This is a genomic window from Pseudomonas sp. KBS0707 (genome assembly GCF_005937945.2).
Classification (GTDB): domain Bacteria; phylum Pseudomonadota; class Gammaproteobacteria; order Pseudomonadales; family Pseudomonadaceae; genus Aquipseudomonas; species Aquipseudomonas amygdali.
In genome coordinates this window covers 4,173,855-4,197,600 of the sequence record NZ_CP041754.1, presented here as the reverse complement: position 1 = coordinate 4,197,600, position 23,746 = coordinate 4,173,855, and the positions used below count along the sequence as shown (strand labels likewise).

Annotated in this window: 23 protein-coding genes; 12 read left to right on the top strand and 11 right to left on the bottom strand. The window is 60.2% G+C overall.

Going from position 1 to position 23,746, the window contains the following annotated elements; translation table 11 throughout:
• From FFH21_RS19865 to arsC, 3 genes are all read right to left on the bottom strand, one after another.
• Positions 1 to 672 carry a DNA-3-methyladenine glycosylase I gene (locus FFH21_RS19865; protein ID WP_004657183.1) on the bottom strand — a complete coding sequence of 224 codons (672 nt, stop codon included), beginning with the start codon at positions 670 to 672 and terminating at the stop codon, positions 1 to 3.
• Between the two features lie 102 nt (positions 673 to 774).
• The gene (gene wrbA, locus FFH21_RS19860; RefSeq protein WP_004657185.1) at positions 775 to 1,380 is read right to left on the bottom strand and encodes an NAD(P)H:quinone oxidoreductase; all 606 of its coding nucleotides are present in this window, start codon (positions 1,378 to 1,380) and stop codon (positions 775 to 777) included.
• Positions 1,377 to 1,730 carry an arsenate reductase (glutaredoxin) gene (arsC, locus tag FFH21_RS19855; protein ID WP_004665994.1) on the bottom strand — a complete coding sequence of 118 codons (354 nt, stop codon included), beginning with the start codon at positions 1,728 to 1,730 and terminating at the stop codon, positions 1,377 to 1,379. Before arsC ends, wrbA begins: the two co-directional genes overlap by 4 nt.
• Positions 1,731 to 1,859: 129 nt before the next feature.
• On the opposite strand from arsC, the gene FFH21_RS19850 reads away from it, so the two are divergent.
• The gene (locus FFH21_RS19850; RefSeq protein ID WP_011169249.1) at positions 1,860 to 2,327 is read left to right on the top strand and encodes a TlpA disulfide reductase family protein; all 468 of its coding nucleotides are present in this window, start codon (positions 1,860 to 1,862) and stop codon (positions 2,325 to 2,327) included.
• Between the two features lie 838 nt (positions 2,328 to 3,165).
• On the opposite strand, the gene FFH21_RS19835 is transcribed toward FFH21_RS19850, so the two are convergent.
• From FFH21_RS19835 to FFH21_RS19825, 3 genes are all read right to left on the bottom strand, one after another.
• On the bottom strand, positions 3,166 to 3,573 hold the full coding sequence (locus FFH21_RS19835; protein ID WP_004657193.1) for an META domain-containing protein: 408 nt from the start codon (positions 3,571 to 3,573) through the stop codon (positions 3,166 to 3,168).
• Positions 3,570 to 4,007, bottom strand: a complete 438-nt coding sequence (locus tag FFH21_RS19830; RefSeq protein WP_002554619.1) for a hypothetical protein — start codon at positions 4,005 to 4,007, stop codon at positions 3,570 to 3,572. The genes FFH21_RS19835 and FFH21_RS19830 overlap by 4 nt, the downstream gene beginning before the upstream one ends.
• Before the next feature lie 109 nt (positions 4,008 to 4,116).
• Complete coding sequence (locus tag FFH21_RS19825; protein WP_054088533.1) at positions 4,117 to 6,870, bottom strand: response regulator; 2,754 nt, start codon at positions 6,868 to 6,870, stop codon at positions 4,117 to 4,119.
• A 250-nt stretch (positions 6,871 to 7,120) separates the two neighbouring features.
• Between FFH21_RS19825 and cysM the strand changes: the two genes are divergently transcribed.
• The 5 genes from cysM (at position 7,121) to FFH21_RS19800 (ending at position 13,209) form a co-directional block, all read left to right on the top strand.
• On the top strand, positions 7,121 to 8,023 hold the full coding sequence (gene cysM / locus FFH21_RS19820; protein ID WP_004665991.1) for a cysteine synthase CysM: 903 nt from the start codon (positions 7,121 to 7,123) through the stop codon (positions 8,021 to 8,023).
• Entirely contained in the window at positions 8,023 to 9,378 is a 1,356-nt protein-coding gene (rlmD, locus tag FFH21_RS19815) for a 23S rRNA (uracil(1939)-C(5))-methyltransferase RlmD (RefSeq protein WP_011169246.1), read from the top strand. Before cysM ends, rlmD begins: the two co-directional genes overlap by 1 nt.
• A 156-nt stretch (positions 9,379 to 9,534) precedes the next feature.
• Positions 9,535 to 11,778 (top strand): GTP diphosphokinase, encoded by a 2,244-nt coding sequence (gene relA / locus FFH21_RS19810; protein ID WP_004657204.1) that lies wholly within the window; start codon positions 9,535 to 9,537, stop codon positions 11,776 to 11,778.
• 27 nt (positions 11,779 to 11,805) lie between these two features.
• The gene (gene mazG / locus FFH21_RS19805; protein ID WP_004657206.1) at positions 11,806 to 12,639 is read left to right on the top strand and encodes a nucleoside triphosphate pyrophosphohydrolase; all 834 of its coding nucleotides are present in this window, start codon (positions 11,806 to 11,808) and stop codon (positions 12,637 to 12,639) included.
• Between the two features lie 30 nt (positions 12,640 to 12,669).
• Positions 12,670 to 13,209 carry a DUF2058 domain-containing protein gene (locus FFH21_RS19800; protein WP_004665989.1) on the top strand — a complete coding sequence of 180 codons (540 nt, stop codon included), beginning with the start codon at positions 12,670 to 12,672 and terminating at the stop codon, positions 13,207 to 13,209.
• Between the two features lie 83 nt (positions 13,210 to 13,292).
• Here FFH21_RS19800 and FFH21_RS19795 read toward each other — a convergent pair whose 3' ends face one another.
• The 4 genes from FFH21_RS19795 to purM all read right to left on the bottom strand — a co-directional run bounded on the left by FFH21_RS19795 (position 13,293) and on the right by purM (position 16,393).
• Entirely contained in the window at positions 13,293 to 13,472 is a 180-nt protein-coding gene (locus FFH21_RS19795; RefSeq protein WP_002554613.1) for a hypothetical protein, read from the bottom strand.
• A gap of 490 nt (positions 13,473 to 13,962) precedes the next feature.
• A complete protein-coding gene (locus FFH21_RS19785) occupies positions 13,963 to 14,676 on the bottom strand; it encodes a DUF3108 domain-containing protein (RefSeq protein WP_011169244.1) in 714 nt (237 codons plus the stop codon).
• A gap of 8 nt (positions 14,677 to 14,684) precedes the next feature.
• The gene (purN, locus tag FFH21_RS19780; protein WP_004657212.1) at positions 14,685 to 15,335 is read right to left on the bottom strand and encodes a phosphoribosylglycinamide formyltransferase; all 651 of its coding nucleotides are present in this window, start codon (positions 15,333 to 15,335) and stop codon (positions 14,685 to 14,687) included.
• Positions 15,335 to 16,393: a phosphoribosylformylglycinamidine cyclo-ligase gene (gene purM / locus FFH21_RS19775; protein WP_004657213.1), complete on the bottom strand. Its 1,059-nt coding sequence runs from the start codon at positions 16,391 to 16,393 to the stop codon at positions 15,335 to 15,337. The genes purN and purM overlap by 1 nt, the downstream gene beginning before the upstream one ends.
• A gap of 341 nt (positions 16,394 to 16,734) precedes the next feature.
• Between purM and FFH21_RS19765 the strand changes: the two genes are divergently transcribed.
• The 6 genes from FFH21_RS19765 (at position 16,735) to FFH21_RS19740 (ending at position 22,064) form a co-directional block, all read left to right on the top strand.
• A complete protein-coding gene (locus tag FFH21_RS19765; protein WP_011169243.1) occupies positions 16,735 to 17,838 on the top strand; it encodes a DUF2066 domain-containing protein in 1,104 nt (367 codons plus the stop codon).
• A gap of 38 nt (positions 17,839 to 17,876) precedes the next feature.
• A complete protein-coding gene (locus tag FFH21_RS19760; RefSeq protein WP_002554608.1) occupies positions 17,877 to 18,950 on the top strand; it encodes an AI-2E family transporter in 1,074 nt (357 codons plus the stop codon).
• 217 nt (positions 18,951 to 19,167) lie between these two features.
• On the top strand, positions 19,168 to 19,872 hold the full coding sequence (gene hda, locus FFH21_RS19755; RefSeq protein WP_002554607.1) for a DnaA regulatory inactivator Hda: 705 nt from the start codon (positions 19,168 to 19,170) through the stop codon (positions 19,870 to 19,872).
• Positions 19,866 to 20,630 (top strand): NAD-dependent deacylase, encoded by a 765-nt coding sequence (locus FFH21_RS19750; RefSeq protein WP_041924608.1) that lies wholly within the window; start codon positions 19,866 to 19,868, stop codon positions 20,628 to 20,630. The genes hda and FFH21_RS19750 overlap by 7 nt, the downstream gene beginning before the upstream one ends.
• A 75-nt stretch (positions 20,631 to 20,705) precedes the next feature.
• Complete coding sequence (locus FFH21_RS19745; RefSeq protein WP_004667826.1) at positions 20,706 to 21,428, top strand: C40 family peptidase; 723 nt, start codon at positions 20,706 to 20,708, stop codon at positions 21,426 to 21,428.
• Between the two features lie 90 nt (positions 21,429 to 21,518).
• The gene (locus tag FFH21_RS19740; RefSeq protein ID WP_004657225.1) at positions 21,519 to 22,064 is read left to right on the top strand and encodes a C40 family peptidase; all 546 of its coding nucleotides are present in this window, start codon (positions 21,519 to 21,521) and stop codon (positions 22,062 to 22,064) included.
• Positions 22,065 to 22,305: 241 nt separating this feature from the next.
• On the opposite strand, the gene FFH21_RS19730 is transcribed toward FFH21_RS19740, so the two are convergent.
• Complete coding sequence (locus FFH21_RS19730; protein ID WP_004657227.1) at positions 22,306 to 23,634, bottom strand: sorbosone dehydrogenase family protein; 1,329 nt, start codon at positions 23,632 to 23,634, stop codon at positions 22,306 to 22,308.
• Between the last annotated feature and the right edge of the window lie 112 nt (positions 23,635 to 23,746).

Sequence of the window (23,746 nt, the reverse complement as noted above, 5' to 3'; positions counted from 1 at the left end):
TCAGTGGTTGACCGTGAACGCCAGCATGGCTGACAGCTGGCACATCGGCCGACCGCTTTCTGCGTGCCATTGGTTGAAGACGTCCTGCACAATCGCCTGATCGCGTTTGCTGGTGGGCACGCGGTCGACGATATCCTGCGCGTTCAGCGCGGCCACCACGTCCCAGGTCGGAATGAACGTGTCCTTGCCGATCATGCGCAGAAAGCGTGGCGCTGACAGTCCGCCCATCTGGTTGCCGTGTTTGGCAATGTACTGCCACAAGCCCGTGATGTTATCGACCGGCCACTCGGCGATGAATTTGCCGAAACTGCCGTGCTCCTGTTCGATGTCCAGAATCAGTTGCGCATTGCGCGGCACGCTCTTGAGTTTGCCCAGGTGACGGATGATGCGCGCATCCTGCATCAGCCGCTCCAGGTGATCAGCCCCCATCAGCACGACTTTTTCCGGGTCGAAGCGGAAGAAGACTTCCTCGAACGCTGGCCATTTAGAGTCCACCAGGCTGTGTTTCAGGCCTGCGCGAAACACGCGCAGGGCCATGGTCGACAGATAGCGGTCGGCGCTGATGGCTTGCAGTTGTTTCGGTGTCTTCGGGGTGGGCAGGTGGGCTTCCAGTGCTTTGGCGGAGCCGAATCGATTCAGGCAATACTCGTTCAGCCATTTGTAGTCTTGCATCGGTTCTCCAAAGAAATTCAACAGGCAGGTCAAGGGTTCAGACCGACCCTTGCGCTGCAAGTTTGCGATTTAACTGAAAGCGTCAGACCACGCCCTGCCGATTCAGCTGCGTGTTGTGTCCAGCTGCAAGGCGGTTTTGGCCAGGCGCTGGCCCAGTGCACGGCACAGGTCAGTCTCATGGCGGTCCAGCGCGCGCTTGCCATCGGCACCGGCGTGATGACTGGCACCATAAGGCGTGCCACCTCCTGCGGTTTCCAGCAGCGCCGATTCACTGTAGGGCAGACCCATGATCAGCATGCCGTGGTGCAACAACGGCAGCAGCATCGACATCAGCGTGGTTTCCTGGCCGCCGTGCAGACTGGCAGTGGAGGTGAAGACGCCTGCGGGTTTGCCGACCAGTGCGCCGGTCAGCCAAAGGTTGCTGGTACCGTCGAGAAAGTATTTCAGCGGGGCGGCCATGTTGCCGAAGCGCGTCGGGCTACCCAGCGCCAGGCCTGAGCAGTTTTTCAGGTCGTCGAGGGTCGCGTACAGCGCGCCGTTTTCCGGGATCTCAGGGGCGGTCGCTTCGCAGTCGGCGGAAACGGCAGGAACGGTGCGCAGCCGAGCTTCCATGCCGCCCAGCTCGATACCGCGGGCAATCTGCCGGGCCATTTCGCTGGTGGAACCGTTGCGGCTGTAATAGAGGACCAGAATGTAAGGTTTGCTCACGGCAGCAGCTCCAGGATGTTCTCGGGTGGGCGGCCAATCACAGCCTTGTCGCCTGCGACCAGAATTGGCCGCTCGATCAGTTTGGGGTGCGCGGCCATGGCGGCGATCAGTTGCTTGTCGCTCAGGCTCGGGTCGGCCAGGTTGAGTTGCTTGTAATCATCTTCGCCGGTACGCAGCAGTTGCCGGGCAGTGATGCCCAGCTTGCCGAGCAGATCGCGCAAACGCTCTGCGTCGGGCGGGGTTTCCAGGTACAGGACGATATCGGGCGTCAGGCCGCGGGCCTGAAGCAGTTCCAGCGCGCCGCGGGATTTGCTGCAGCGCGGGTTGTGATACAGCGTCAGATCGGTCATTTGCACGTCGCATCTTGTGTGGGGTGGCGTATTCTAACCAGCGATGGCACTGTCCGACATATCGAATGGTCAATAGTCGTAGCCTGGATATAAGTGATTGCAGGTTGAACGGGGCGAGGAAGGAAACAAATGGCAAGGCGATTAACAGCAGCAGTGATACTTTTCGGCAGCTTGCTGCTCAGCGGATGTGGCGTGGACCTGGGCAATGACCAGAACGGCCAGAAGGTGGCCAGCGAGCGAATCAAGGGGCATTGGCTGGTGGTGAACTACTGGGCCGAATGGTGTGGCCCGTGCCGTACCGAGGTGCCGGAATTCAACGCATTGTCCGAACAGCTCAAGGACAAGAAGGTCACGGTGCTGGGTGTCAACTTTGACAATCTGCAGGGCGACGAGCTGAAAAACGCTGCCAACGCACTGGGTATCAAATTCACCGTGCTGGCTCAGGACCCAGCCGAGCAGTACAGCCTTCCGCCCTCCGAAGCGCTGCCGGTGACCTACATCATCGACGACAAGGGCAAGATGCGCGAGCAACTGCTCGGTGAGCAGTCAGCCGCGACCGTGATCCAGAAGCTCAAGGCATTGCGCGGCGAGGGGTGATCGGATCGATTTTCGACGCTCTGCGCCGTAACGAGGACGCGGAGCGTCCAGAACGGCATGCGACGCGGAGCGTCGCACGATAGTGAAATGCGCGAGCAGTCGGCTGTGATCCGGGCGTTGCGCAGAACATCGCACGATAGTGAAATGCGCGAGCAGTCGGCTGTGATCCGGGCGTTGCGCAGAACATCGCACGATAGTGAAATGCGCGAGCAGTCGGCTGTGATCCAGGCGTTGCGCAGATCATCGCACGATAGTCTGGATTATCGTTCCCTACGCTCCAGCGTGGGAATGCAGGTCGCGACGCTCTGCGTCGAAAGAGGACGCGGAGCGTCCAGAACGGCATGCGACGCGGAGCGCCGCACGATAGTGAAATGCGCGGGCAGTCGGCTGTGATTCAGGCGTTGCGCAGAACATCGGACGATAGTCGGGATTATCGTTCCCTACGCTCCAGCGTGGGAATGCAGGTCGCGACGCTCTGCGTCGCAAGAGGACGCGGAGCGTCCAGAACGGCATGCGACGCGGAGCGCCGCACGATAGTGAAATGCGCGAGCAGTCGGCTGTGATCCAGGCGTTGCGCAGATCATCGCACGATAGTCGGGATTATCGTTCCCTACGCTCCAGCGTGGGAATGCAGGTCGCGACGCTCTGCGTCGAAAGAGGACGCGGAGCGTCCAGAACGGCATGCGACGCGGAGCGTCGCACGATAGTGCAATGCGCGAGCAGTCGGCTGTGATCCAGGCGTTGCGCGGGGCGTCGCAGGATAGTGATCGTTCCCTACGCTCCAGCGTGGGAATGCAGTTCTAGACGCTCTGCGTCGCAAGTTACGCGGAGCTTCGGATCAGCTATCTTCCAGCCAGAAGCGCAGCGGCTTGCCTTGGGTTGGCCACAGGCGCAGTTGCTCGATGGGCGAGATGTCCCAGCGTTGCACGCTGCTGATGGCTTTGATGAAGCGTTGTTCCTGCTCCATCAGCGCGGGGGCGCACATCTTGCGGGTTTTGCCCACCGGACCGAAGCTGATGCTGTGGTCGTTCAGCGTATAGGGTGCGAACCAGTGGTTGCAGCCTGCATTGCCATACGCTCGGCCATCGGCACCCAGGGTCATCGTCAGGCGGCTGTTGTCGATGAGTGGACGTTCGCCAATCCACTCCATCACGTAGCTGTGGTCCTGACGGATAGGCAGCGGGTCAGCGGTACAACCGGCCAGCAGCGCGCCGCCGATCAGGCTCAGGAGCGCAAACTGCTTCATGCCGCTTTCTCCTGGCACTTCTTGCAGAGGTGCTTCTCGCCTTCGGTTTTCCAGCCCAGCTCCGCGATGCGCGCGATGGCGGCAGGTTTCTGCGCCTTGACGCCCAGCTTGCTCTCTACCATGAACTCGAAGTTCAGTTCGGCGGCGCAGCTGTCGCAATTCACTTTCCACTGATGAATCGCCAACTCGTCGAACACCGGACCTTTGGCCACTGCAATCCATTGGCCCGGCGGGTTGATCAGGTGCCGGACTTTCTCGACGGTCAGGCGCATGTGCAGGCTTTTGCTGCCTTTGATCGTCACCAGCAACTGGTCGTTGTCGTGAATCGAGCCGCCGTTACCGGTGACCTGATAGCGACCGGGCGCCAAAGTGCGGCATTCGGTCAAGGTGTGCTGCGGGTTGAGCATGCTGTAGCGAAAATCGTGTTCGACCATGGGTCCTCCAAAATTGCGCGCATCCTATCATGCTCCACGCCTTCAGGACCGGACTCAGGGCACCCACAACGGCATTGCTGCGCTGAAGTGTGAGGAGCGAGCGTTACCATTACGCTGTCACCCGCGCCTCGGATTCCAGGCGAATGATGGCTTTGTCCAAATCGTCCAGAGCTTCTTCGGTGTGCGCGGCGTTCTGCTTGAGCAGGGTTTCAGCGCGTTGACAGGCGGTGCGCAGTTGCGGGACGCCGCAGTAGCGCGTTGCGCCGTGCAGACGGTGGATGCGCTCGATCAAGGCGTGTACATCCTGACTGGCGCGCGCCACACGAATGGCTTCGCGGTCGGCGTCCAGTGAAGCCAGCAGCATGGCCAGCATGTCGGCGGCGAGATCCGCCTTGCCCGCGGCCAGGCGCAACCCCTCCTCATGATCCAGCACCAGCGGCCCTACGTGGACCTCAGGCGCTTCATTCTGGCGTTCCGGCGCAGGGTTGCGCAGCGCCAGCCCTGTCCACTTGAGCACCACCTGCGCCCGTTGCCGTTCGCTGATCGGCTTGGTCAGGTAGTCGTCCATACCGCTTTGCAGCAGTGAGCGTTTTTCGTTGGCCATCGCATGGGCGGTGAGGGCTACGATCGGCAGTGAGCTCTGGTTGCGTTCGGCCTCCCAGGTGCGGATCGCCTCGGTGGCCTGACGACCGTCCATGCCGGGCATTTGCATGTCCATCAACACCAGGTCGAACGCTTCTTGCTGTACGGCGTTGACCGCTGCGTAACCACCCTCGACAGCGACCACTTCAGCGCCCATGTCTTCGAGCAGGGTCTGTACTAGCAGCAGGTTGGCCGGGTTGTCATCCACGCACAGCACTCGCGGCGCGTGGCTCGACAATGGCGGACCGATGTCGGCACGCACCGCTCGCGGCGCGATCAGCTCGGACAGGGCTTTTTGCAGTTTGCGGGTGCAGGCGGGCTTGGCCTGCAGTTGCGTGTAGACATCGTGGACTGCCAGCTGGAACAGCGCGTGCTCGGTGGTCGGGCACAGCACCATGACCTTGCAGTTGAGGTTCTCCAGGTCCCAGATGTGCTGGCGCAGCCGTTCCGGAGAGATTTCCAGCGCCGTCACGCCAAGTACCGCCAGATCGATAGCCGCTGGCGTCTCGTGCGCTGCGGTCACGCCGTTGAGCAGGTTTTCCAGATTATTGAACACGATGGTCTGCAGGCCGCAGTCTTCCAGCTGATGCTCCAGCGCCTGGCGCGCCAGGTCATGATGTTCAAGCACTGCGGCGCGCAGGCCTCCGAGCGGAATATTGAGGGATTCTTCCTTGTCTTCGCGGGCCTTGGGCAGTTTCAGGCTGATCCAGAATTCCGAACCTTCGCCCGGTGTGCTGTCGACACCGATTTCGCCGCCCATCTGTTCGATCAGGCGTTTGGAGATCACCAGACCCAGTCCGGTACCGCCCGGTTGGCGCGAGAGCGAGTTGTCGGCCTGGCTGAAGGCCTGGAACAGTGCCCGCACATCCTGGCTGGACAGGCCGATCCCGGTGTCCTGCACGCTGATGCGCAATTGCGCGTGCTCTTCGGTTTCGTCTTCAAGCATGGCACGTGCGACGATGGTGCCTTCGCGGGTGAATTTGATCGCGTTGCTGACCAGGTTGGTCAGAATCTGCCGCAGGCGCAACGGGTCGCCGGACAGCGCCAGTGGTGTATCGCGGTACACCAGACTGACCAGTTCCAGCTGTTTGGCATGCGCCGCCGGGGCGAGGATGGTCAAGGTGTCCTGCAGCAGATCGCGCAGGTTGAACGGGATGTTGTCGAGCACCAGCTTGCCAGCCTCGATCTTCGAAAAGTCGAGAATCTCGTTGATGATGCTCAACAGGTTGTCGGCCGACTTCTCGATGGTGCCCAGGTAGTCGAACTGACGCGGCGTCAGCTCGCTTTTTTGCAGCAAATGGGTGAAACCCAGAATGCCATTGAGCGGCGTGCGGATTTCGTGGCTCATGTTGGCCAGGAATTCGGACTTGATCCGGCTCGCTTCAAGGGCTTCCTTGCGAGCCAGGTCCAGCTCGATGTTCTGGATCTCGATGGTTTCCAGATTCTGGCGTACATCCTCGGTCGCCTGATCGATGCTCAGTTGCAGCTCTTCCTGCGCGTTCTGCAAGGTCGCCGCCATGCGATTGATGCCCGACGCCAGCTCGTCCAGCTCCCGACTGCCCAGCGGCGGCAGGCGGGTTTCGAGATTGCCGTCCTTGAGCTGCGACACCGCTTGTTTGATCTGGCTCATCGGCCCGTTGATGGTGCGGCTCATGCGTACTGCAAGAGTCGCGGTGCAGGCCAGCCCGGTCAGAATCAGCAGCAGGCTGGCAAACAGGCTTCGATAGCCGCGCAACAGCGTGCCGTTATGGGATATTTCAAGTTCGACCCAGCCCAGCAGGGTGTCGGCTTCGGCAGGAATGATCGGACTGGTCAGATGCCGTTGACTGCCGAAGACCGGCAGCAGGTAGCGTGTGGCGTCGGTGCCGGTCGAGCTGAGCAATTGCGAGCCGCTGCCAATCGGCGACGGGCTGATCATGGTCGGCCCGGCGTGGGCCAACTCCGTGCGATCGGTGTCGAGAAACGACACGGCGCGCACGTCGGTCTGCTCCAGCGTCTGGGTGGCAATGCGACTGAGCAGCACTTTGTCCTTGCGCCCCAGTGCATTGGCGGCAAGCGGCGCAAGGTCCTGGGCAATCATTTCGCCGCGTTGCAGCAACTGGCTTTGCAGTTCGCTCAACTGCATCCAGGTGAAATAACCACCGAGCATCGCCGCCATCAGGCTGGCAGGCAGAATAGTCAGTAGCAGCACACGGCCTTTTATACCCAGCTTGGTCAGCACGCTCTTCCTCCGGCAACACGTATCAGTCCGTCGATATCAGGCATCGGCTGCCTTGCTGTATCGGCACAAGGGGATGAGTTTAGCCATTTACCGTCGGCATGGGCACCTAACTCTCTGTGCTGAGCAGGGCGGCAGTGGAAAAATCAGCGTTTATTCTTTTTGGGAATAAGCAGCGCACTTTGCGTGATATGGGCTTTGGCCGTTTGCCGTTATGATAGGCACCCCCCGCAGTCTGGATTGCGAAGACGCCATGACCCTGCAGTATCAAACCATTGCCGATTGCGTCGGCAACACCCCGCTGGTGCGTCTGCAACGCATGGCGGGCAACACCAGCAATACCCTCCTGTTGAAACTCGAAGGTAACAACCCCGCTGGCTCGGTAAAAGACCGCCCGGCCTTGTCGATGATCACCCGCGCCGAGTTGCGCGGCCAGATCCATCCAGGAGACACGCTGATCGAAGCGACCTCCGGCAATACCGGAATCGCGCTGGCCATGGCCGCGGCGATCAAGGGCTACCGGATGATTCTGATCATGCCGGACAACTCCAGTGCCGAACGCAAGGCCGCCATGACTGCCTATGGCGCCGAGCTGATTTCGGTCAGCAAGGACCAGGGCATGGAAGGCGCCCGTGATCTGGCCGAGCGCATGCAGGCCGAAGGCCGCGGCAAAGTGCTCGATCAGTTCGCCAATGGCGACAATCCCGAGGCGCATTACACGTCCACCGGTCCGGAAATCTGGCGGCAGACGGGCGGTACCGTGACCCATTTCGTCAGCTCGATGGGCACCACCGGCACCATCATGGGCACCTCGCGCTACCTCAAGGAGCAAAATCCCGAGGTGCAGATCGTCGGTCTGCAACCGATGGAGGGCGCTTCGATCCCCGGTATTCGCCGCTGGCCGCATGAATACCTGCCGAAAATCTATCAGTCGGACCGTGTCGACCGCATCATCGACATGGGCCAGACCGAAGCCGAAGACACCATGCGCCGACTGGCGCGCGAAGAAGGCATCTTCTGTGGCGTGTCGTCCGGTGGCTCGGTCGCCGGGGCGTTGCGTATTTCCCAGGAAGTCGAAAACGCCGTGATTGTGGCGATCATCTGTGACCGAGGCGACCGTTACCTGTCGACCGGCGTCTATGATTCGCCCAACTGATGGCCAAGCACGAAAGAGGTTTGCGCTTTCAGCCTGCGGGCGGCGTTAAAACCGTACAGATTCCTGCCGGTAAAAAGCAGCGGCTGACCATCGAGCGGCTGTCCGACGACGGTCGCGGTATCGCTTTTCTCGAGGGCAAAACCTGGTTTGTCGCTGGCAGTCTGGCCGGCGAAGAAGTCGAGGCGCGCGTGCTCAATGCGCGCGGCAAGGTCGTCGAGGCACGCACCGAGCGGGTCTTCACCGCCAGCACCATGCGTCGCGCTCCGGCCTGTGAGTATTTCGGTCGCTGCGGCGGCTGCAGTGTTCAGCATGTGCCCCACGAAGAACAGCTTGCCCTGAAACAGCGCATGCTTGCCGAGCAACTGTTGCGGGTGGCGAACGTGGTGCCGGATGAATGGGCTGCGCCGTTGAGCGGTGCCGAGCTGGCCTATCGTCGACGCGCGCGGGTCGCGGTTCGCTGGGATGCCAAGGCCAAAAGGCTGGACGTGGGGTTCCGCGCAGCCGCCAGTCAGGACATCGTCAGCATCGAACACTGTCCGGTGCTGGTACAGGCCTTGCAACCCATCATGAATGAGTTGCCTGGCATGCTGAAAAACTTCAGCAAACCGCAGGCGCTGGGTCACGTCGAGTTGTTCAGTGGGGTTGCGACTGCCGTGTTGTTGCGCCACACCGCGCCGCTTGCCGAGGCCGACCTGGCGCTGTTGCAGGCGTTTTGCTCCAAGCACGGCGCGCAGCTCTGGCTGCACGGCGAGGGCGAGCCCCAACCGGTCAGCCCCGGCGATACGCTGGGCTACCGGCTGGAGCCGTGGAACCTGCAACTGGCCTGGCGACCGGGAGATTTCATTCAGGTCAATGCGGCGGTCAACACCGCGATGATCGAGCAGGCCCTGCAATGGCTGGCGCCTGCAAAAGACGAACGTGTCATGGACCTGTTCTGTGGTCTGGGCAATTTCGCCTTGCCGCTGGCGGGTCTGGCTAGGGAAGTGGTGGCGGTCGAAGGCGTTGCGACCATGGTCGAGCGTGCAGCCGTCAACGCAATGAGTAATGATCTGCACAATGTGCAGTTTTTTCAGGCGGATCTTTCCCAGCCGCTGACACATGCCGACTGGGCGGCAGAAGGGTTTTCTACGGTACTCTTGGACCCGCCGCGTGACGGGGCCTTTGAAGTGGTCCGCCAGATCAGAAAGACGGGGGCCCGGCGACTGCTTTATGTTTCATGTAATCCGGCAACTTTGGCTCGTGACACGGTCGAACTGATCAGTCAGGGCTACCGATTAAAACGTGCCGGAATCCTCGATATGTTTCCTCAGACGGCGCATGTCGAGGCGATGGCTTTATTTGAAATGAGTAAGTGAGCGGCGTTCACTGGATCGAGGTCGCTGCTGACAGGGAACCTCATTTAATCCGACTGGCCCGCGAATGCCGGTCCTTGCTTGCCCGGCAAGTGGCATTCGCTCAGAAGGCTGGCGACTGATGGCGCTATTCATCGCGCCGTAGGGAAGGTAAGCAGCATGGTACAGGTGAGAGCGAACCAGCCGATAAACACAGACGGCAGTATCAATCTCGACGCGTGGCTCGATCATATTGTCAGCGTCGACCTGGTCCTGGACCGGGAAGTCATGAAACAGGCCTGTGAGTTTGCCCGGCAAGCCGAGCAGAACGACAAGGCCCACAAGAATCACTGGGCAGAGGGCACCTCCAGTTTCCAGACCGGTCTGGAAATCGCGGAGATCCTGGCTGATCTCAAGCTGGATCAGGACTCGCTGGTTGCGGCGGTCATTTACCGCGGCGTGCGTGAAGGTGTCATCCCTTTGCCGGAGGTCGAGCAGCGTTTTGGCGCGACGGTCGCCAAACTGATCGACGGCGTGCTGCGCATGGCCGCGATCAGCGCCAGCCTCAGCCCTCGTCAGTCTCTGGTACTCGGCAGTCAGGCGCAGGTCGAAAACCTGCGCAAGATGCTGGTGGCGATGGTCGACGACGTTCGTGTTGCGCTGATCAAACTGGCCGAACGTACCTGCGCGATTCGTGCGGTGAAGAACGCCGACGACGAAAAACGCAATCGTGTGGCTCGCGAAGTCTTCGACATCTATGCACCGCTGGCCCATCGTCTGGGTATCGGGCATATCAAGTGGGAGCTGGAAGACCTGTCTTTCCGCTACCTGGAGCCTGATCAGTACAAGCAGATCGCCAAGCTGCTGCACGAGCGCCGGCTGGACCGCGAGCGCTTCATCAGCGACGTCATGTCCCAGCTCGACAACGAACTGCAAGCCACCGGCGTGACGGCTGACATCAGTGGCCGAGCCAAACATATCTATTCCATCTGGCGCAAAATGCAGCGCAAAGGCCTGGCATTCAGCCAGATCTATGACGTGCGCGCGTTGCGTGTACTGGTCCCGGAAATGCGCGATTGCTATACCGCGCTGGGCATTGTGCACACCTTGTGGCGGCATATTCCCAAAGAGTTCGACGATTACATCGCCAACCCCAAGGAAAACGGCTATCGCTCGCTGCACACCGCCGTTATCGGGCCGGAAGGCAAGGTGCTGGAAGTGCAGATCCGCACCCACGCCATGCATGAAGAGGCCGAGTTGGGCGTTTGTGCGCATTGGCGCTATAAAGGCACCGACGTCAAATCCGGCTCCAATCATTACGAAGAGAAGATTTCCTGGCTGCGTCAGGTGCTCGAATGGCATGAAGAGCTGGGCGACATCGGCGGCCTGGCAGACCAACTGCGAGTCGATATCGAGCCTGACCGCGTCTACGTCTTCACCCCTGACGGTCACGCCATCGACCTGCCCAAGGGCGCAACACCGCTGGACTTTGCCTATCGGGTGCACACCGAAATCGGCCATAACTGCCGTGGTGCGAAGATCAACGGCCGCATCGTACCGCTCAACTACAGCCTGCAGACCGGCGAGCAGGTCGAGATCATCACCAGCAAGCACGGCACGCCGAGCCGTGACTGGCTGAACTCCAACCTCGGTTACATCACGACCTCGCGGGCGCGCGCCAAGATTGTTCACTGGTTCAAATTGCAGGCCCGCGACCAGAACGTTGCGGCCGGTAAAACCCTTATCGAACGCGAACTGGCGCGCCTGGCATTGCCGCAGGTCGACTTCGACAAGCTGGCGGACAAGGCCAACCACAAGACCGCCGACGACATGTTTGCCGCCTTGGGCGCGGGTGATCTGCGTCTGGCGCAACTGGTCAATCTGGCTCAGCAGCAGGTTGAACCTGATCGCGTTAATGAACAGCTGGAACTGATCCCGCGCAAAGCTACGGGCTATAAGCCTGGCAAGCGTGGCGATATTCAGATTCAGGGCGTTGGCAACCTGATGACACAGATGGCCGGTTGCTGCCAGCCGCTGCCGGGCGATGCGATTGTCGGTTACATCACCCAGGGGCGTGGCGTCAGCATTCACCGTCAGGATTGCGCTTCGGTGCTGCAACTGGGTGGTCGCGAGCCCGAGCGGATCATTCAGGTCAGCTGGGGGCCGGTGCCGGTGCTCACGTATCCGGTGGACATCATCATTCGCGCCTACGACCGTTCCGGCCTGCTGCGTGACGTCACCCAGGTGCTGCTCAACGAGCGTATCAACGTACTGGCGGTCAACACCCGCTCGAACAAGGAAGACAACACAGCGCTCATGTCGCTGACCATCGAGATTCCGGGCCTGGACGCACTGGGGCGGTTGCTGGGGCGTATTTCCCAGCTGCCGAACATTATCGAAACGCGCAGGAACAGGACGCCATAAGCGTTGCCTGCGCTCACAGGGAGCCCCATGTATACAGTTCAAGACCTGCTGAACCTCATGGCCCGGCTGCGTGATCCGCAGTCTGGTTGCCCGTGGGACCTGAAGCAGACCTACGCCAGCATCGTGCCGCATACGCTGGAAGAAGCCTACGAAGTGGCCGATGCCATCGAGCAGGGCGACCTCGACCATCTGAAGGGTGAGTTGGGTGACCTGCTGTTTCAGGTGGTCTTCTATGCGCAGTTGGCCAAAGAGGAAGGCAGGTTTGAATTCGACGACGTCATCGACGGTATTACCCGCAAGTTGCTGCGTCGCCATCCGCACGTGTTTCCGACCGGCGAGTTGTACGCGCCGGCAGAAACGCCGTGCCTGACCGACGAGCAGGTCAACCAGCGTTGGGACGAGATCAAGGCCGAGGAGCGTGCCGAAAAGTCTGGCGCGCCCGAGCAGTTGTCGTTGCTCGATGACGTGCCGGTGGCCTTGCCTGCGTTGAGTCGTGCCGCCAAACTGCAGAAGCGTGCTTCGCAGGTCGGCTTCGACTGGCCTGCAGCGTTGCCAGTGGTCGACAAGGTGCGTGAAGAACTCGATGAAATTCTTGAAGCCATGGTCGACAATGACGCCGAAGGCATTGCCGAGGAAGTCGGCGATCTGCTGTTCAGCGTCGTGAACCTGGCCCGGCACCTTAAAGTTGACCCGGAAACTGCGCTACGCTCGGCCAATAGCAAGTTCGACAGACGCTTCCGATTCATTGAACAGGCCTTACGCCACATCCAGCGTCCTATCGAAGAGTGCACGCTCGAAGAAATGGATGCATTGTGGGGCGAAGCCAAACGTCAGGAAAAGAGCACGCCCGGCTGCGGCTGAGTGTGCGGTAACGGTATAAGTGAGTAGACAATGAGCCTTTCCCTTCGCGATCAGTTGCTCAAGGCAGGTCTGGTCAACCAAAAGCAGGCCAAGCAGGTCGGCAAAGAAAAGCAGAAAGAGCAGCGTCTGGTGCACAAGGGTCAGGCCCGGGCCGACGACTCGCAAAAACGTGCGGCTCAGGAAGCCATGGCCGAGAAGGCCAAGCGTGACCAGGAGCTCAACCGTCAGCAGCAGGAGAAGGTCGAGCAGAAGGCCCGTACTGCTCAGGTCAAACAACTGATCGAAGTGTCGCGTCTGCCCAAGCTGATTACCGAGGATTACTACAACTTCGTTGACGACAAGAAGGTCAAGCGGATCTCGGTCAACGCGCTGGTGCGCAACAAGCTCAGCAGCGGTTCGCTGGCCATCGTTCACCATGGCGGCGGTTACGAGATCATTCCGCGTGAGGCAGCGCTGAAGATCCAGGAGCGCGACCCGCGCCGTATCGTGTTGCTCAACACCCCGACCGAAGCGCCGGATGCCGACGATCCGTACGCTGCGTATCAGGTGCCTGACGACCTGATGTGGTAACGCGCTGACCCGTCAAAACAAAACCCGCATTCAGCGGGTTTTGTCGTTTATTGTTCTGGGGTTTTCTGGCTCAGGGAAGTTGCTTAGTGGTTGCCCTGGCTTTCCAGTGCTTCCAGCTCTTCCTTATAGCGTAGAGCATCGGACTCTACGTGAAACATGCCTACAAGTTGGTCCTGTTGATGCACGTCCCAGATCTGGATGCCGTCGGCAACGGCTTCGTGAGAGAGGTGGGCGTCGTCGCGTTCAGTAACTCTGACAGTCATAGTAGTAAGCTCCTGACTTTGATGGCCTGAATGGTTAGGCCTCTGGATACTGCGGCAATGTGTCGCAGGACTCTTTTATAGAATTTGTTAGCTGCCTAAGTAAATAGCCTGTTCAGGTTCCCCGGTGGTCATAAACTGATCGATCCTCTGCAGCCCTTGCATGACGCGGCTTACAGCGCAGTGGTGGCAAAATGAAGGATGTTTCATGTGCTTCTAGCCTGTCCGAACGCGCGCGTAAACGCCGTTCCAGACGCTCCGCGTCCTCTTGACGACGCAGAGCGTCGAGAACTGCATTCCCACGCTGGAGCGTGAGGAACGATAACCTCAACTATCGTGCCCGATGCTCCGCGCTTCTGCCCGTAGGGCGTGAGCTTGCTTACGAAGGGCAGGTGCAGGCGCGACTATCGTGCGGCGCTCTGCGTCGCATGCCTTCAGCCAATAAAAAGCCCCGCTAATAAGCGGGGCTCTGTGGTGCGTGCTGTCAGGGCAATCAGCTGCCTTTGACGGCCTTGCCGTTCAAGGTGCCGTCGAGCAGCACGATGTTGTATTCCTTACCGTCGGTTTCGACCTGTTGCAGGCGCACAAGCAGGTAATCCCAGTCCTTGGCGAACCACAGCACGGTGGTGCGCTTGCTTTGTGTCGGGTCACGTACGCGCTCGACCTTGATCGCATCGACCTGGCCAGTCTTGGTGGTAACCTTTTCCGAGCCCAGTACGCGGAAGTCGTAGGTGTCTACTTCATCACCGTCGACCACCTGGTAGCTCATGCTCTTCTTGCCATCAGCGATGTCGTGTTGCAACGCCAGCTGATACGTGGACTTGTCGAGGATGCCACGGTTGAGCGGCAGCTTGATCGCATCGCCACGGTCGGTGCCGGTGACGAACTTGGTGTTCCAGTCGAACGCCAGATCAACCTTCTTGGATTTGCCCAGGCCGCTGCGTTCGAAGCTGTAGGTCTGTGGCAGCAAGGTTTCCTTGTCGACCTTCAGCGTGCTGACTTCAGTCAGGCTGGCAATCATCATCGAGGCCTTGAAGCTCAGGGTCCAGGTGCCATTGGCACCGGCTTCCAGGCTGCGTTCAGCGGTGCCACTCATGGGCAGCTGTTTCCAGTCGGCGGTGTAGCTGGCGGAGAAAGGTTGAAGGTCTGCGGCCTGTACGGCAGGCAAGGCGAGCAGAGCGAAAGCGAAGAGCAGAGCGCGACGCATAGTATCTCCTAATGTCGAATCAGATGGCCGCTGGCCGGGAGTAACTGGCTATCGAGTAACGCACCTTGTTCACCAAGGCTCAGTCGGCCCTCGGCAAACCAGCGAATGGCCAGTGGGTAAATACGGTGCTCTTGAACATGAACCCGTTGCGCGAGCGTTGTGGGCGTGTCGTGCAACTGTACCGAAATAACTGCCTGTACGACCAGTGGGCCGCCATCGAGTTCCTCGGTGACGAAATGCACGCTGCAGCCATGCTCGGCGTCACCAGCCTCCAGCGCACGCTTGTGCGTGTGCAAGCCTTTGTAACGCGGCAGCAGGGAAGGGTGAATATTCACAAGGCGGCCATGGAAATGGCGCACGAAGCCTGCGCTGAGAATGCGCATGAACCCGGCCAGTACCACCAACTGTGGCTGGAAAGTGTCGATCAGTTCGATCAGCGCTGCATCGAAGGCTTCGCGGCCTTCATAAGCAGTGTGATCCAGCACGCAGGCTTCGATGCCTGCATCCCTTGCGCGTTGCAGGCCGAACGCATCGGCGCGGTTGGAAATCACCGCGCGGATGCGGACGGGGCTGGCCCCGTCCTTGAAGCTGTCGATCATCGCTTGCAGGTTGCCGCCGGTGCCGGACAACAGCACCACGACTTCGCAGATGGCTGGCATCAATGCGCCTTGAGGTTTTTCAGCTCGACCTGTGCTGCCCCTTCGGCAGCGGTGGCGATCTGGCCGATCACCCAAGGCTGCTCGCCGGCTTCACGCAGCACCTTCAGTGCTGCTTCGACGTGCTCCTGAGCGACACAGATCACCATGCCCACGCCGCAGTTCAGCACGCGGTGCATCTCGTTTTCCGCAACGTTGCCTTGCTGCTGCAGCCAGTCGAACACGGCCGGACGCTGCCAGCTGGCAACATCGACCACCGCCTGAGCACCTTCCGGCAGAACACGCGGGATGTTGTCGAGCAGGCCGCCACCGGTAATGTGGGCCATGGCCTTGACCGCGCCGGTTTCCTTGATCAGCTTGAGCAGCGGCTTGACGTAGATGCGGGTGGGCGCCATCAGCAGCTCGGTCAATGGCTTGCCGTCCAGCTGAATGCTTTCGATATCGGCACCGGCCACTTCGATGATCTTGCGGATCAGCGAATAACCGTTGGAGTGCGGGCCGGACGATGGCAGGGCCAGCAGTGCATCACCGGCAGCGACTTTCGAACCGTCGATGATCTCGGCCTTTTCCACGACGCCGACGCAGAAGCCAGCCAGGTCGTAGTCTTCGCCTTCGTACATGCCCGGCATTTCAGCGGTTTCGCCGCCGACCAGCGAGCAGCCAGCCAGTTCGCAGCCAGCGCCGATGCCGGTGACGACCTGGGCAGCGGTGTCGACGTTCAGTTTGCCGGTGGCGTAGTAATCAAGGAAGAACAAAGGCTCTGCGCCGCAGACCACCAGATCGTTGACGCACATGGCGACCAGATCGATACCGATGGTGTCGTGCTTGTTCAGGTTCAGGGCCAGACGCAGTTTGGTGCCCACGCCGTCGGTGCCGGAAACCAGGACCGGTTGCTTGTAGCCGGCCGGGATTTCGCAGAGGGCGCCGAAGCCTCCCAGGCCGCCCATGACTTCCGGACGCTTGGTGCGCTTGGCGACGCTCTTGATGCGTTCGACCAATGCTTCACCGGCGTCGATGTCTACACCGGCGTCTTTATAGCTCAGGGAGGGTTGCTTGCTCATAAAAAATCCAGGCCTTTAGGGGGGATTCGGAGGTATCGACCGCTGCGTTGGGACCCGTTCAGCACCGCGCTGTCATGCGATGGTAATGTTGGGCCGTGGCGATTGCCGGTCTGCGAAGGCGCGCGATTTTATCAGGCTTGCTCCCCAGGGGCCATCCTTGCGCCGACAACAGGGCAGTGTTGCGCCAAATAAACCTGATCCGGCAGCTCCGGTCAGTGCGAATGCCGCCGTTTAAGGTGTACTTTATGCGCAAATTGAATGATTGGTGGTTCAAGGCTGTCCCAGACTTGTACACCTCCTGAAACAGCTTCTTTTTACTTTTTTCCGTTCGGGAACTGTCCATGCGTTTTTCCAGAGTTCTTCTAGTCGGCTGTCTGTCCCTGATCAGCCTCCCCAGCCTTGCCGAAACGGTCAGCAACCTTTATCAGGTCCGCGAGCCGGTGACTGGCCAGTCGCCCGATGAGCGCACCCGGGCCACCCAGGCCGCGGTCGAAACGCTGGTGCTGCGCCTGACCGGCGACGCCAAGGCCGCGCAGGGTTCGGCCATCGCAGCGCTGCGCAAAGACCCGCAACAAATCATCAGCCAGTACGGCTACGAGGCCGGTCCGCCGGAAACCCTGCTGGTGGACTTCGATCCAGCGACCACCGACCGTGCGTTGCGTGATGCCGGCCTGTCGATCTGGGGCAGCAATCGCCCGTCGATCCTCGGCTGGTGGCTGAACGACTCGGTCGAAGGCTCGAATCTGGTCGGTGACGGTCAGGCCGCCGCTGAACCACTGCGCCGGGCTGCGCAACACCGCGGTTTGCCGTTGCGTTTACCGCTGGCTGATTTGAGCGAGCAGAGCATCGGTAACGCCAAGACACTGGAAGGCACTGATGCTGCACCGCTCAAGGAAGCCTCCGAGCGTTACGGTGCCAACGCGATACTGGCGGTGCACGCCAAGGAAGATGCAGGCCAGTGGCAGGGCAAATGGCGCTTTTGGCTGGGCGATCAGCGTGAGCAGGGCACCGCGACCGGGGCTACTTCCGAAGCCTTGGCAGACGCTGTGCTGCTGTCGGTCAGCGAGCGTTTGGCCCCACGTTTTGTCGCCAAGCCCGGTGCCTCGACGGGCCTGTTGGTGCAGGTTCAGGGCATGACACTGGAGCGCTATGCACAACTGCTTCAGTTACTTGATCCGTTCGGCGTGCGTCTGAGTTCTGTTGACGGCGACAAAGTGGTGTTTGAGGTCAGTGGCAGCACCGATCAGCTACGCTCGCAGTTGTCGCTGGCCAAATTGCAGGAAGTGCCCGCAGCCGAGGCAGCCGCCGCCGCAACATCGCCTGCTGCGCCTGTCGATGCGACTGCGCCGGTTGCGCCAGCCAATGGGGCTGCTCCTGCTCCGGCACCTGCGCCCGCAGCGATGATTGTTCCGGCGTCTGCACCACAGCTTTATTTCCGCTGGTAAACCGGCAAAGCGCTTTTCCATTGGGTTGAGGGATGTTGATGACTGATACACGGCGTTGGTTCTGGATCGGCGGCCTGGCCTTGCTGGTCGCATTCGTGGTGCTGTTGCACACGATCCTCACCCCTTTTCTGGTGGCGCTGCTGCTGGCCTACATGGGCGATCCGCTGGTGGATCGTCTGGAGCGCGCCGGGCTGTCCAGAACCTTGAGCGTGGTGGCGGTGTTCGGTCTGTTCACGCTGGTGCTGATGGCTTTGCTGCTGGTGCTGGTGCCGATGCTGGCCAAGCAGTTGTTTCGTCTCTATGAGCTGGCCCCGCAGATCCTCGACTGGCTGCAACACTCGGCGTTGCCGTGGGTGCAGGCCAAGTTCGGTCTGGCAGACGGGTTCTGGAAGTTCGACAAGATCAAGGCAGCTATCTCCGAGCACATGGGGCAGGCTGGGGATATCGTCTCTGTGGTGCTGTCTCAGGCTACGGCGTCGAGCCTGGCGCTGATCGGCTGGCTGACCAATCTGGTGCTGATCCCGGTGGTGTGTTTCTACCTGTTGCGTGACTGGGACATCATGACCGGCAAGATCCGCGGTCTGCTGCCACGTCAGCGTGAAGGTCAAATCGTCAAGCTGGCGGGCGAGTGCCACGAGGTGCTGGGCGCGTTCATACGTGGGCAGTTGCTGGTCATGGTCGGTCTCGGGGTGATCTACGCGGCCGGTCTGATGCTGGTCGGGCTGGAACTGGGCCTGTTGATCGGGGTGATCGCCGGTCTGGCAGCCATCGTGCCTTATATGGGCTTTGTGATCGGCATTGGTTCGGCGCTGGTCGCCGGGTTGTTCCAGTTTGGCGGCGACCTGTACCCGATGATGGGGATTGTTGCGGTGTTCATGATCGGTCAGGCCCTCGAAGGGATGGTGCTGACGCCATTGCTGGTAGGGGATCGCATCGGTCTGCACCCGGTGGCGGTGATCTTCGCGATTCTGGCGGGTGGCGAGCTGTTCGGTTTCACCGGCATTCTGCTGGCGTTGCCGGTCGCTGCAGTGATCATGGTGCTGGTGCGCCACATGCACGACGTTTATAAAGACTCGGAAATCTATGCAGGTGCGGAAGATCCCGAGTTGTAAGGGCATCGCACGCCTCTTCACTGCCCGGTGAAGAGGCTTGTGCAGGCAATGCATGCATTACGTCAAAACGCCCTTTCTCGACCCGCGCTTTACGCACCCTGACGCAAACCTTTGATTTTGCTTGAGGTCTGTCGCATTGTGCGACCCGCTTCACGGGTATAAACTTTGCGCTCTTTACACAGAGGCCCTTGACGGTTTGCATGAGCCGTTAGTCAGCATGAAACCGATTCAGCTGCCCCTGAGTGTGCGTCTGCGTGATGACGCCACTTTCGTCAATTACTATCCAGGCGCCAATGCCGCTGCACTCGGCTATGTCGAGCGGCTGTGCGAAGCCGACGCTGGGTGGACGGAAAGCCTCATCTATCTGTGGGGCAAGGATGGAGTAGGGCGCACGCACCTGCTTCAGGCTGCGTGCCTGCGTTTCGAGCAGCTGGGCGAACCTGCGGTGTATCTGCCGCTTGCCGAAGTTATCGATGAAGGTATCGAGCTGTTCGACCATCTTGAACAGTACGAACTGGTGTGCCTGGATGACCTGCAAGCCATTGTCGGCAAGCCGGAGTGGGAAGAAGCCCTGTTTCACCTGTTCAACCGTTTGCGTGACAGCGGGCGTCGTCTGCTCATTGCAGCGTCCAAGTCGCCCCGCGAACTGCCGGTCAAACTCCCCGATCTGAAATCCCGTCTGACCATGGCTCTGGTATTCCAGATGCGTGGCCTGTCCGACGAAGACAAGCTGCGCGCGCTGCAACTGCGTGCATCACGGCGCGGCCTGCACCTCACCGATGAGGTAGGCCATTTCATTTTGACGCGTGGTACGCGCAGCATGAGCGCTCTGTTCGAATTGCTTGAGCGCCTTGATCAAGCGTCACTCCAGGAAAAGCGCAAGCTGACCATTCCCTTCCTTAAAGAGACGCTGGGGTGGTAGATCAGGCGCTGTTGATGCAAACGGCGGCAGCCTTGCGCCATGCACAACGGATTCTGGTGATCACCGGGGCAGGCCTGTCGGCTGATTCGGGCCTGCCGACCTATCGCGGCGTCGGCGGGCTGTACAACGGCAAGACCGACGAGGGCCTGCCTATAGAGATGGCCTTGTCCGGGCCCATGCTGCGCCGTGACCCCGAGCTGTGCTGGAAATACATCGCCGAGCTGGGCAAGGCCTGTCTGGGAGGTGAGCCCAACGTCGCGCATTACGCCATCGCCCAGTTGCAGCGCATCAAACCCGAGTGCTGGGTGCTGACCCAGAACGTCGACGGCTATCACCGCGCCGCTGGCAGCCCGCCGGAACGCCTGATCGAAATTCACGGGCAACTCTCGCCACTGTTTTGCCAATCCTGTGGTGCTGAAGATCCGCAATTGAGTGAGCACTTGCAGCGTCCTTTGCCCCCTTTATGCCCGGCATGTAGTGGCGTTATGAGACCGCCCGTCGTTCTTTTTCAGGAAATGCTCCCTGAAAAGGCACTGGAAACACTGTATGAACAACTGGCTAAAGGCTATGACGCAGTCCTGAGTATCGGTACCACGGCAAGCTTCCCCTACATTCACGAACCTGTCATTCGCACCAGAGTTTCCGGGGGTTTTACGGCGGAAATCAATCCGCAGCCGACCGATCACAGCGCGCAGATGGACGTCTTTTTGCAGTGCCGGGCAGCACATGTCATGGCGGAACTCATAAGTCACATCTAGTTCGATTGAATTTGCAAATCACCTTCATAAAAGGCATAGTCTCGCCATCTTAACTAGTCAGCCACGGTTGTGCCCATGCAGGTTGTTCGCTTCGCACCCCTCGTGCCTCTCGCACTCGTTACATTCCTCTTCGGTTGCTCGGCCAATATGCCGGTCGCACAGCAAGAACAGGCTCAGCCCGTTGCGCGTTATCAGAGCGCAGCAAACGCTCAGTCCGCAGCACGTCGCGCCGACGCCGCAGCCTTGCAGGACGAGATTGCCACCGAAGACGAACTTGCTCACTTCGCCGACAACAAGTCCTACCAGCTGCCCGTTCTGGCCGACAGCATCCTGGAACGTGGCAAATCCCTGATCGGCACTCGTTACAAGTTCGGCGGCACATCGACTTCCTCGGGTTTCGATTGCAGCGGCTTCATTGGCTACCTGTTTCGCGAAGAGGCTGGCATGAGCCTGCCGCGTTCCACGCGTGAAATGATCAACGTTGACGCACCGCTGGTATCGCGTAAAAACCTTCAGCCTGGCGATGTGCTGTTCTTCAGTACCCGTGGCCGTGGTCGCGTAAGCCATGCAGCGATCTACGCCGGTAACCAGCAGTTCATTCACTCCAGCAGCCGTCGCAGTGGCGGTGTACGCATCGACAGCCTCGATGACGCCTACTGGAGCAAGACCTTTATCGAGGCCAAGCGGCCTCTGGCAATGGCGCCAGGTACAGTCGCGGTGAAGTCGACGCCTGATGCCGCGCAGACAACGGCGATGACTTCGACTACAGTCAAGACCGCGCCAAAGCGGCGTAAATAAAATAGAAAGTGCAGAACAAGACCTTCGGGTCTTTCTGCGTTTTTGAGCTTCTCGGCAGCGTAAGCCGCATCCGGATAGGTTGTTGTGGTTATGTCGATTGCGTTGCGCCTGATAGTTATTTCTGTTGCTGCGTTACTGGGTGCCTGCGCCAGTGCGCCGCCACCGCCCAAAGCACCCCGGGTCGTTCAGCGTCCGGTGGTCACTGCTCCCCCTCAGATTCTTTCTCCGGCTGCTGAAGACGTGCTGTTTCGTGCGTTGGGGCTGGTTGGCACGCCTTATCGCTGGGGTGGCAACACGCCTGACTCCGGTTTTGATTGCAGCGGTCTTATAGGTTATGTCTATCGTGATGCCGCGGGCATTTCCCTGCCGCGTTCCACGCGCGAGATGATCGTGATGGGTGCGCCGAATATCCGTCGCGAGCAATTGCAGTCAGGAGATCTGGTGTTCTTCGCCACCTCGGGCGGCTCGCAGGTGTCCCACGCGGGCATCTACGTCGGCGAAGGCCGCTTCGTACATGCCCCGGCCAGCGGCGGCACGGTCAAGCTCGACAGCCTCGACAAGCCTTACTGGCAGAAAGCCTACCTCAACGCCAAGCGCGTCATTCAGCCGTCCAGTCTGGCGCAGATTCGGCCATAGCGCGTCGCCTGCTCGCGGTCTGACCAGAAATTATCGTGCGACGCTCCGCGTCGCATGCCTTTCCGGACGCTCTGCGTCCTCTTGCGACGCACAGCGTCGAGAACTGCATTCCCACGCTGGAGCGTGCGGAACGATAACTCGACTACCGTACGGCGCTCTGCGTCGACATGCCTTTCCAAGCGTGCGGAACGATCATTGCAACTATCGTGCGACGCTCTGCGTCAACCCTCTACGCTCGGCATTACTGAGCAGTCTTGGCCGAGGTCACGCGCCAGATCTTGTTGCCGACATCATCTGCCACCAGCAAGCCGCCGCGCTGATCATTGACCACGCCAACCGGGCGGCCCATGGCTTTTTCGTCTTTGTTGAGGAAACCGGTCAGCACATCGACTGGAGCGCCGTTGGGCTTGCCGCCGCTGAAGGGCACGAACACCACTTTATAGCCGCTGTGCGGTTTGCGGTTCCATGAGCCGTGCTGGCCGATGAACAGGCCTTCGTTGAACGGCGCCGCCAGCGTCTTGCCATCGGCGAATACCAACCCTAACGAGGCCGTATGCGGGCCGACTGCGTAATCCGGCGCGATGGCCTTGGCGACCAGTGCGGGGTTCTGCGGTTTGACGCGCTCGTCGACATGCTGGCCGTAGTAGCTGTAGGGCCAGCCGTAGAAAGCGCCATCCTGCACCGAGGTCACGTAGTCTGGCACCAGGTCGCTGCCGATTTCGTCACGCTCGTTGACCGCCGTCCACAGCTTGCCGGTTTTGGGTTCCCAGTCCATGCCGTTGGGGTTGCGAAGGCCCGAGGCAAAAATGCGGTGATTGCCGGTGGCAGCGTCCACTTCCCAGATGGCTGCACGACCTTCTTCCTTGTCCATGCCGTTCTCGGCCACGTTGCTGTTGGAGCCCACTGTGACGTACAGCTTGCTGCCATCCTTGCTGGCGATGACGTTTTTGGTCCAGTGATGGTTGAGCGTGCCGCCCGGCAGGTCGACCACTTTGGTCGGCTGCGCGCTGATCGAGGTCTGGCCCGCTTCATACGGAAAGCTGATCAGGCGGTCGGTGTCGGCGACATAGAGCTTGTTGCCCACTAGCGTCATGCCAAACGGCGAATTGAGGTTTTGCAGGAACACGGTGCGGGTCTCTGCGACGCCGTCCTTGTCCACGTCGCGCAGCAGAGTAATGCGGTTGGCGCTTGGCACGCCCGCACCGGCGCGGCCCATGACTTTTTCCATTACCCAGCCGCGAATACCTTTGGAATCATCCGGTTTGGCCGGCGAATTGGTTTCCGCCACCAGCACGTCGCCATTGGGCAATACATACAGCCAGCGCGGGTGGTCGAGGTTTTCGGCGAACGCTGCCACCTGTGTGCCCGGCGCGGCGACCGGTTTTGCGCCTTTTTCCCAGCCTACGGCAGGGGCAATGTTGACGGTCGGGATCAGCGTCTTGTTAGGCTCCGGCAGTTTGGGCGAGGGGCCTGTTCCATCCGAGACTTGCAGGGTCGAAGACTCGCCGCAGGCAGCGAGGCCACCGGCAACCAGAAGCAACACTGCGTAGTGGGGTCTGAGTCTGAACATGGTGAATCTCCATAAACAAGGGCGTGGTCCGATAATTGATAGAGGCACTGCGAACCGTCTGGGTTCAATCACGTTTCACAGCGTCGGTGTCGATTGACGCTCCCAGCCCAAC

What these genes read in the sequence shown, in the direction of transcription:
- FFH21_RS19765 (WP_011169243.1), top strand. Translation starts at nt 16,735, where the DNA reads ATGCGTTTTTCCAGAGTTCTTCTAGTCGGCTGTCTGTCCCTGATCAGC.
- purN (WP_004657212.1), bottom strand. Translation starts at nt 15,335, where the DNA reads ATGCCAGCCATCTGCGAAGTCGTGGTGCTGTTGTCCGGCACCGGCGGC.
- FFH21_RS19730 (WP_004657227.1), bottom strand. Translation starts at nt 23,634, where the DNA reads ATGTTCAGACTCAGACCCCACTACGCAGTGTTGCTTCTGGTTGCCGGT.
- purM (WP_004657213.1), bottom strand. Translation starts at nt 16,393, where the DNA reads ATGAGCAAGCAACCCTCCCTGAGCTATAAAGACGCCGGTGTAGACATC.
- FFH21_RS19745 (WP_004667826.1), top strand. Translation starts at nt 20,706, where the DNA reads ATGCAGGTTGTTCGCTTCGCACCCCTCGTGCCTCTCGCACTCGTTACA.
- rlmD (WP_011169246.1), top strand. Translation starts at nt 8,023, where the DNA reads ATGGCCAAGCACGAAAGAGGTTTGCGCTTTCAGCCTGCGGGCGGCGTT.
- FFH21_RS19835 (WP_004657193.1), bottom strand. Translation starts at nt 3,573, where the DNA reads ATGAAGCAGTTTGCGCTCCTGAGCCTGATCGGCGGCGCGCTGCTGGCC.
- FFH21_RS19795 (WP_002554613.1), bottom strand. Translation starts at nt 13,472, where the DNA reads ATGACTGTCAGAGTTACTGAACGCGACGACGCCCACCTCTCTCACGAA.
- hda (WP_002554607.1), top strand. Translation starts at nt 19,168, where the DNA reads ATGAAACCGATTCAGCTGCCCCTGAGTGTGCGTCTGCGTGATGACGCC.
- FFH21_RS19785 (WP_011169244.1), bottom strand. Translation starts at nt 14,676, where the DNA reads ATGCGTCGCGCTCTGCTCTTCGCTTTCGCTCTGCTCGCCTTGCCTGCC.
- cysM (WP_004665991.1), top strand. Translation starts at nt 7,121, where the DNA reads ATGACCCTGCAGTATCAAACCATTGCCGATTGCGTCGGCAACACCCCG.
- relA (WP_004657204.1), top strand. Translation starts at nt 9,535, where the DNA reads ATGGTACAGGTGAGAGCGAACCAGCCGATAAACACAGACGGCAGTATC.
- FFH21_RS19850 (WP_011169249.1), top strand. Translation starts at nt 1,860, where the DNA reads ATGGCAAGGCGATTAACAGCAGCAGTGATACTTTTCGGCAGCTTGCTG.
- arsC (WP_004665994.1), bottom strand. Translation starts at nt 1,730, where the DNA reads ATGACCGATCTGACGCTGTATCACAACCCGCGCTGCAGCAAATCCCGC.
- FFH21_RS19865 (WP_004657183.1), bottom strand. Translation starts at nt 672, where the DNA reads ATGCAAGACTACAAATGGCTGAACGAGTATTGCCTGAATCGATTCGGC.
- FFH21_RS19740 (WP_004657225.1), top strand. Translation starts at nt 21,519, where the DNA reads ATGTCGATTGCGTTGCGCCTGATAGTTATTTCTGTTGCTGCGTTACTG.
- mazG (WP_004657206.1), top strand. Translation starts at nt 11,806, where the DNA reads ATGTATACAGTTCAAGACCTGCTGAACCTCATGGCCCGGCTGCGTGAT.
- FFH21_RS19830 (WP_002554619.1), bottom strand. Translation starts at nt 4,007, where the DNA reads ATGGTCGAACACGATTTTCGCTACAGCATGCTCAACCCGCAGCACACC.
- FFH21_RS19760 (WP_002554608.1), top strand. Translation starts at nt 17,877, where the DNA reads ATGACTGATACACGGCGTTGGTTCTGGATCGGCGGCCTGGCCTTGCTG.
- FFH21_RS19800 (WP_004665989.1), top strand. Translation starts at nt 12,670, where the DNA reads ATGAGCCTTTCCCTTCGCGATCAGTTGCTCAAGGCAGGTCTGGTCAAC.